This window comes from Sulfurospirillum diekertiae, from assembly GCF_002309535.1.
Taxonomy (GTDB): Bacteria; Campylobacterota; Campylobacteria; order Campylobacterales; family Sulfurospirillaceae; genus Sulfurospirillum; species Sulfurospirillum diekertiae.
Genome location: NZ_CP023275.1, coordinates 2806042 through 2814086 on the forward strand (window position 1 = coordinate 2806042; position 8045 = coordinate 2814086).

Here is an 8045-nt window from a genome sequence, read left to right on the forward strand (position 1 = left end):
AAAAATTAAGGTCATGGCAATGCAAGATATTCTCTCCTTCGTACCAGCACCAAGCCCTATAACTCTTGCGCATTCAACAAATGAGCCCATTCAAGCCGAGAGTGCCAATGGTACTTTTTCCGAGAGTTTTTTTTCCATTATTCTGAGTCAAATGACAAAAGAAGGTAAACAAGTTTCACAGAGTGATCTCACGCAAGAAACTCCAACAACAAATGAAACAAATCTCAATCTTACGGCAACCGATCAAAAAGCCAAAAGTGTGGATGAACACCTACTAGACGACCTTCTTAGTGTTGTTAATGCACTTCAACAAAATTCGCAAACAACCATTTTTCCAACCCTTAAACCCTCTTCTACACTTGAAAAAATTCTTGGAAGCGAAACAGCTCGTCAAGATTTTGCCAATGTTAAAAACGTCAGTGATTTGATGGATTTATCTAAAAAATATAATCTTGGATTGGAAAAACTTTCAATCTCAACAGAAACGATGGATAGCATTCAAAAGAAATTCCCAACACTCGCTCAAAATAATTTTTTCGATGATCTTAAAACGGCTCTCACTACAGTTCAAAGTACACAAAATGGCGAAACAACCAAAGCGGTAACAACCAACCTTATGAGCCTTTTAGATAAACAGCCAACAACAACAACGGAAATCCCAACCACTACGCCATCCATATTAAGTGAACTGATTTCAAAAGAGGTAAAACCAACATCTACAACACCTACAATAGATACTACCAATACTACCAATACTACAACAACGTTAAACACTCCTATTGTTGAAGAGCCACTTATAGTAAATGAAAAGCAACAAAATACTCTTGCAAAAGCGCTTCAAACTCCACAAGAGGAAAACACTCAAGCGACACTACCGCTTGAGACAGTGGTTCAAAAAGTAGTGAATGACAACGAACTTAAAAAGCCTGCAACACCCATTCAAACAGCGGAAGTTGTCACACAAGAAGAACCTGCACAAATTCAAGTTGCTACCACACACGTCAATGAGGTTAAAAAAGAGCCTTTGGTCAAAACAGTAGAAGAGACAACCGATACTGTCCTAAAAACTGTGAAATCTGATAAAACAATCAGTGATGTTGCATCTTCAGCAGAAGAGGTAACACAAATACAAAAAGTGGTGAAGCCAGAAGAGAAGGAAATTGCTAAATCAGAAGATACACCACTAACAGTCGATGCTAAAACAGATAGTAAAGTAACCGTAAAACAAGATTTGTCAACCACTAAAGCCGTACCAGTTAAAGAAAGTTTGAACCAATTTGCAACGGATCTTAAAGAAAAAATTGAAGCCTATAAACCTCCTATTATGAAGGTAGAACTCTCTTTAAGTCCTAAAAGCTTGGGAGATGTGGATGTTACGTTACTCACACGAGGAAATAATTTACATGTAAACATCTCTTCCACCACGAGTACGATGTCACTTTTTACTCAAAACCAAAATGACGTTAAAAATGCACTGATTAATATGGGTTTTACTAATCTACAAATGAATTTTAGTGACCAACGAAATAGCGACCAATCACAGCAAAACCAAAAACAACGTAGTGATAACTCTAAAGAGTTTACCACGGAATCAAGTGAGGAAGAGACAGCGTCATTAGAAATTGTCATTCCTCAATACGTATAAATTATAAAGAAAAGGATACATTATGGCAATCAATACAAACGGTTATTCCAATCTTATTAAAACAGGTACTGATACAACAACGAGCACGAGTAGTTCGACAACTGCCGCTTCAACAACGTCTTCAGATACATTGGGAAAAGACGATTTTTTAAAACTTTTGCTCACAGAGCTTCAACACCAAGACCCAACAAGTCCTATGGATTCTGATAAAATCTTAACACAAACTTCACAACTTGCTACGTTGGAATCATCCACAAAAACAAATACTGCTTTGGAAAATTTGACAACCCAGCTTAAACAGAGTGTTAACTCTAATGCAACGGCACTCATTGGGAAAATGGGAAGCATCGGCAGTGATGCTATTTCACTTAGCAGTGGAAAATCAACTTATGAAGTCTATTTTCCAACACAAATCAAAACGGGAACAATGACTATTGCTGATAGCACGGGCGCTACAGTTAAAACCATTGATCTTAGCACTGTAGCAGCAGGGAAAAGTGGTGTTTTATCCTTTAATTGGGATGGAACAGACAACTCCGGCACACTCGTTAAAGATGGTGCTTACAGTGTTACTGCAACGTATGTAGACTCAACAGGTGCAGCAAAAACAACCGCATTTGGTGTTTACCCTGTTGAATCGGTACGTTATGACTCCGGATCAACTTATATTAAATTGGGTTCTCAATATTATGCCATGAGTGATGTTGTTGAATTTTATGATCAATAAAGGAATTTCTCATGACTAGCTCTTTTTACAATGGAATTTCTGGTATCAAATCACAACAGTTTGCGATGGATGTGCAGGCCAATAATATTGCCAATATCAACACAAGTGCCTATAAAGGGAGTAGTGCAGAAATTTCAACTCTTTTTTCAACCGTATTAACAGGCACGTATGCTTCTTACTCCAATGATAAAGGTCTTGGAGCGCAAAGCCAAACCACTGCTTTAGATCTAGCACAAGGTGTTCTTGAAAATACCGATAGTCCCTTTGATCTTGCCATTCAAGGAGATGGTTGGTTTGGCGTTAAAGGGCAAGATGCTGCAAAGACATATTATACCCGTGCTGGTTCTTTTTCACTTGATGCACAAGGCTCTTTGGTCAATGCTGATGGTTACTATCTTATGGCGACCCCTGGCAACAATATTGCACCTACATCGCTTGATGCAGCAACCCTTGCTAAATTTGGAACATATTACAATGCCGCTACAACGGGCGGCGCACTTACTCCTTACGCTATTACGCCTATGAGCGATGTTCCTTTGGGAAGTGTTGGCAGTCAAACGAAAGTAACTTTGCCTGATATTCTCTACTACCCACCTGTTGCAACGACAAAAGTTTCTTACGGTGCAAATCTTGATCCGACAATTAAGACTGATAATGTAACTGTTCCTTTAGATACAGCTGATTACACTTCAACCGTAACACCTACTGCAGGACAAGTGAGTTTAAGTGGCACTGTCAACAATACAACAGCAATTCAAAACCCTAAAAAAGGTGACACTGTCATTGTTACATTAACCGATGTTGATGGAAAAACACAAAATATTTCAACAGAACTGGATGCTTCTTTAAATTGGAGCATTTCAAATTCTGATGTGAGTGGCTTAAATACAACTTCTGCCCTAACAGCAAGTGTTTCTGTAAAATCTATTCAAGAGATTGCCAATACGGAACACCTGACAACAGGTATTATTGCCCCTGATGGCAGTAAAGATATTATTGATATGACCTTTACCAAACAAGTTCCACAAGCATCATCTGGTAGCACATGGGATGCCAACATTAAAGTACTAAGTTATTTTGAGGACTATACTGTAGAAAACTACGACTCCACAAAAACCTATGATACTTCTATTTACAACGTTGATACGGTAAAAGGTACGGTTACAAAAATCTATGATCCTACGAAATATTATGTTGATACCTCAACCAATAAAGTCTATAACATTGTGGATACCCAAACAGGAACACTCACCTTTGGTGGAGCGGGACAACTTCTATCAAACACTGTACCTACCCTTTCCAATGGAGGAACACCTCTAGAGCTTAACTTAGGAACAGTGGGTAATTTTGATGGACTTATTTCAAGCACAACCATTAAAAAAGCTAATGTTGCAACTTCCAATGGATCTGCTGAAGGCTTTTTAAAAGACTATGCTATGGATACTAATGGCAATGTTATTGCTGAATTTAGTAATGGTAAAAGCTCAGCTGTTGCAAAAGTGGCTATTTACCATTTTCAAAATGATCAAGGGCTTACACAAGACTCTTCTAGCCTTTTTGAAGCGTCTAATAATAGCGGAAAACCTATCTTTTATACGGATAAAAACGGTGAGAGTTTTTTAGGTTCAACTATTTTTAGTAATAAATTAGAAGGGAGTAATGTCAGTATGGCAACGGCATTAACAGAGCTTCTTATTACCCAAAAAGCATTTGATGCCAGCTCAAAAAGCATTACTACCAGCGATGATTTAATTAAAAATGCAATCAACATGAAAACCTAACGAAAATAGCATTTCATGGAATAAAAATTGCTTTCATTTGATACAAATTGATAAAAACAAAAAGTAACTTTAAAAAGGATACGCAATGATGAGATCACTCTGGGCCGGCGTTACCGGTTTGCAGGCACACCAGATCGCAATGGACGTTGAAGGTAATAACATTGCAAACGTTAATACCACAGGCTATAAATACAGTAGAGCAAATTTTTCTGATCTCTTAAGTCAAACCGCTAAAATTGCAACAGCACCCCAAGGTGAACTGGGTGGTAAAAATGCTATGCAAATTGGACTTGGAACGCAAGTAAGTACGGTCACAAAAATTTTTAAACAAGGTTCCATTGAAACAACCGATAAAACAACCGACCTTGCTATTCAAGGTGATGGTTTCTTCGTTGTTTCCCCAGATGGAGGAAGTACCTACAAGTATACGAGAAGTGGTGACTTTACCTTTGATGCAAATGGTAACTTTGTCGATACCAATGGTTATATCGCACAGGGATGGAACAGAGATAAATCAACTCTTGCGATTGATTCGACATCACCAATTGCCAACATTACTATTCCACCAGGACTGACAACACCCGCCAATGCATCTACTTATATTGCCGTTAAAGCAAATCTTGATTCAGGCGCTAGCGTTGGTACCCATAAATCGGTTATCTACTCTTTAGATTCAAACCATGGATGGGTCGATACCAATGGTAATGGGATTCAAGAAGCAACTGAAACCCACGATGAAAATGATGCTGGTAGTGATATATTCAATACCAGCAAAGCACTTTATGAACGTGGACAAGACTTTGGTGCACTCTTTAACTCTGATGGTAATGCATTTAGTCTCACAAAGGGACAAGGTGTTTGGACAAGTTTTGCTGAGGCTAGAACCAATACCACGCCCATAACGGCTCCAGGAACAACAAACGTTGATCTTGTCTTAAATGGTGAAAAAATTACAGGTAGTATTACATCATCTATAGCTTCTGATGTCTCATCATATATTGCGGGCTTAATTAATGCCAAAACTAGTAAAACAGGTGTTACTGCTAACATCACAGGGGGTACAGGACTCTACCTGTCCAACAATAATCAAACTGGCACGGAAGCCGCTAGTAAAAATATTAAATTAACTGTAGGTACTGATAATACAGGCTTAATTTCAACAAATGTGATTACAGCCTATCAATATACCTACAACCCTAACCCTCTCAATACAAACCATAGTTACAATGATGGTGCAGAGAGAACCTTTAGAACAACAGAAGACCTTAGAGAAGCTCTTCAAAAAGATGCAAGGCTGTATGTTGATTACTCAGGTGATGGTGTTGCTGATAAAAATGATGGTGTAACAGTTACCGTTAATAAAACAGGACAATTTGAAATTGCAAACCCTAAGGGTGATACATTTAATTCTGATGATGGAGATATAACAAGTAGTGCTTTAGTAACTACAAAGACTGCTGCTCAATTAACAGCAATATTAGCAACAGAATCTATTACATTTCCAAAAGATGCAATATTAAGTTCACCTATTATACCATCAGCTAATGTTGTAATCAATGGTACTACCTATGGACCTATTGCTCCAGCAGTAGCTACTATTCCTGCAGGAACTACATTAGCTGTAGCAACTACTATACCTGGACCTACAACGACTACTTTTCCTGTAGGAACAATCATTCAGACGAATATTACACCTCTTGCTAATGTTACTATAAATGGTACTACCTATGGACCTACTGCTCCGGCAGTAGTAGCCACTATCCCTGCAGGAACTATAATTGCAACACCTGCTGCTGGTGCAGCTGTGCTCTTTGGTTCTTCAGCAACGGGTGCTGGTAGTACAACACTTCCTGTTGGAACAAACTTTAACAATGCAAATGATTCTGATCTTTATTTGACAGTTACAAATCTTACCAATGCAACTAACAACGTTGCCGCAAACAACAACTTTAGTACCACTATTAATTCTCTTCAAGGAACCTTAACATCAGGTACCTCTGTTAGAACATCTCAATCTGTTTATGCCGCAACTCATGCTTCAAGTATCGATGTTTACGATTCTCTAGGATCAAAACATACCGTAAGACTTGAGTTCACCAAAACAGGCTTCACATCTGAGGGTGGTACTACATGGTCAGTCCTTGTTTCTGTTCCAGAACCAGGAGACATTAACCTTGGAAACTACCCTGCAAATATTGTAACCGGAACCGTGAGCTTTAAGTCCGATGGTTCTTTAGCAACCTATTCTCCAAGAAGTCTTACCTATACAGCAAACAACGGCTCATCAGGTAGTCAAAACATTGAACTTAAATTTGGAACACTCGGACAATTTGATGGTATGACCAGCTTTGATAAAGACTCAAACACTTCAGGTATTAGCCAAGATGGTTATGCGGGTGGTGATCTTAATGGTCTTAGTGTCGATGAAACAGGTACAGTTATTGGTAGTTTTACCAATGGACGTAGTTTTGCGCTCGCACAAGTAGCTATGGCAACCTTTACGAACAACCAAGGTTTAGAGAGTGATGGTGGTAACTGTTTTGTCCAAACATCCAACTCAGGCGACCCTATCGTTGGACAAGCTTCAACGGGTGGTAAAGGTACGATCCAAGCAAGTTCACTTGAGATGAGTAACGTTGACCTTTCACGTTCTCTTACGCAGTTGATTGTTATTCAAAGAGGTTACCAAGCTAACTCAAAAACAATCACAACAGCGGATGAAATGCTCAACACTTTACTCCAACTCAAATAACAATTTTTTAGCTTACATGTAATACAATGAGTCCCAAAAAACAACTTGGGACTCACTCATGAAAATCACACTCAACCACTACACTCCCCTACTTATTTGTGCCGATGCCATTCGTACCTGCTGGCAAAGTTTTGACAAAAGCGACGAAGGCGGCGAAAAAGACAGAGAACTCATTGATCGTGTTGGCAATAAATTTAAACACGCTTCAACCTTAGAGCATCTTGTCTATAACTTTTACATTGAAGGCATTTCCCGTGCCCTTCTTCAAGAGCTTGCACGCCACCGTATGGCCTCTCTTTCAGTGAAGTCAACACGCTACACACTTAAAGAGTTAAAGAACGAAGAGAGCTTTACATGTAAAGATTTTGAACGTGCTTCAAAATACTTGGTTTTAACCGGTGTGGAGATGGTTGATGAAATGAGCGTTAAAGCACTTGAAAACCTGCGTTTAGTGCTCGTGGAAGGCATTAGCAACGATAAGGCAAAATACTGTCTTCCAGAGAGCTACAAAACCGAACTTACATGGACAGTTAATGCTAGAAGCCTTCAAAACTTTTTAACACTACGCAGCGATAAAAGTGCGCTTTGGGAAATTCAAAATTTAGCCCATGCACTTTATGATGCGCTTCCAGAAGAACATAAGTACCTCTTTAGTTTAAAAACAAACGACTAAACTTTAATCCTTTGGGCATGCGTGATGGCAATCGCAATGGCATCGGTGATGTCCAAAGGTTTGATCTCTTGTTTGATCCCTAAAATCTTTTTTACCATAAAGGCAACTTGCTCTTTGGCAGCTTTTCCATTTCCTGTTACGGCTTTTTTCACTTGAAGTGCTGTGTATTCACTAAAATTACCAATGGTTTGTAAAATTTTTAGACTTAAAGCGCCTCGAAATTGTGCTAATTTAATCACCGTTTGAGGATTATAGGCATAAAAAATATCTTCAATCGCTACTTCATCAATCGTGTGGTGTTTAAAGATCGTATCGAGCCCTTCAACGAGCTCCATAATCTGATGCTGAAGCACCTTTTCTTTGATTTTAATCAGTCCTGCTTCAATGAGAATCAGGCTGTTTTTTTCTTTTTTGAGAATAGAATATCCACAGTTACGTGTCCCCGGATCAATCCCTAAAATAACCAA

6 protein-coding genes are annotated in these 8045 nt (G+C 38.8%); 5 read left to right on the forward strand and 1 reads right to left on the reverse strand.

Annotation, left to right across the window (positions count from 1 at the left end; translation table 11 throughout):
• The first annotated feature begins 19 nt into the window (after positions 1 to 19).
• The 5 genes from fliK (at position 20) to thyX (ending at position 7578) form a co-directional block, all read left to right on the forward strand.
• Positions 20 to 1645, forward strand: coding sequence for a flagellar hook-length control protein FliK (gene fliK, locus SJPD1_RS14385; RefSeq protein WP_096047748.1), 1626 nt, complete (start codon positions 20 to 22; stop codon positions 1643 to 1645).
• A 22-nt stretch (positions 1646 to 1667) separates the two neighbouring features.
• Entirely contained in the window at positions 1668 to 2372 is a 705-nt protein-coding gene (locus tag SJPD1_RS14390) for a flagellar hook capping FlgD N-terminal domain-containing protein (protein WP_096047749.1), read from the forward strand.
• Between the two features lie 11 nt (positions 2373 to 2383).
• Complete coding sequence (locus tag SJPD1_RS14395; protein ID WP_096047750.1) at positions 2384 to 4153, forward strand: flagellar hook-basal body complex protein; 1770 nt, start codon at positions 2384 to 2386, stop codon at positions 4151 to 4153.
• Between the two features lie 85 nt (positions 4154 to 4238).
• Positions 4239 to 6905 carry a flagellar hook protein FlgE gene (gene flgE, locus SJPD1_RS14400; protein WP_096047751.1) on the forward strand — a complete coding sequence of 889 codons (2667 nt, stop codon included), beginning with the start codon at positions 4239 to 4241 and terminating at the stop codon, positions 6903 to 6905.
• A gap of 58 nt (positions 6906 to 6963) precedes the next feature.
• Positions 6964 to 7578, forward strand: a complete 615-nt coding sequence (thyX, locus tag SJPD1_RS14405; protein WP_096047752.1) for an FAD-dependent thymidylate synthase — start codon at positions 6964 to 6966, stop codon at positions 7576 to 7578.
• Here thyX and ruvC read toward each other — a convergent pair.
• Positions 7575 to 8045, reverse strand: a complete 471-nt coding sequence (gene ruvC / locus SJPD1_RS14410; RefSeq protein ID WP_096047753.1) for a crossover junction endodeoxyribonuclease RuvC — start codon at positions 8043 to 8045, stop codon at positions 7575 to 7577. The genes thyX and ruvC overlap by 4 nt on opposite strands.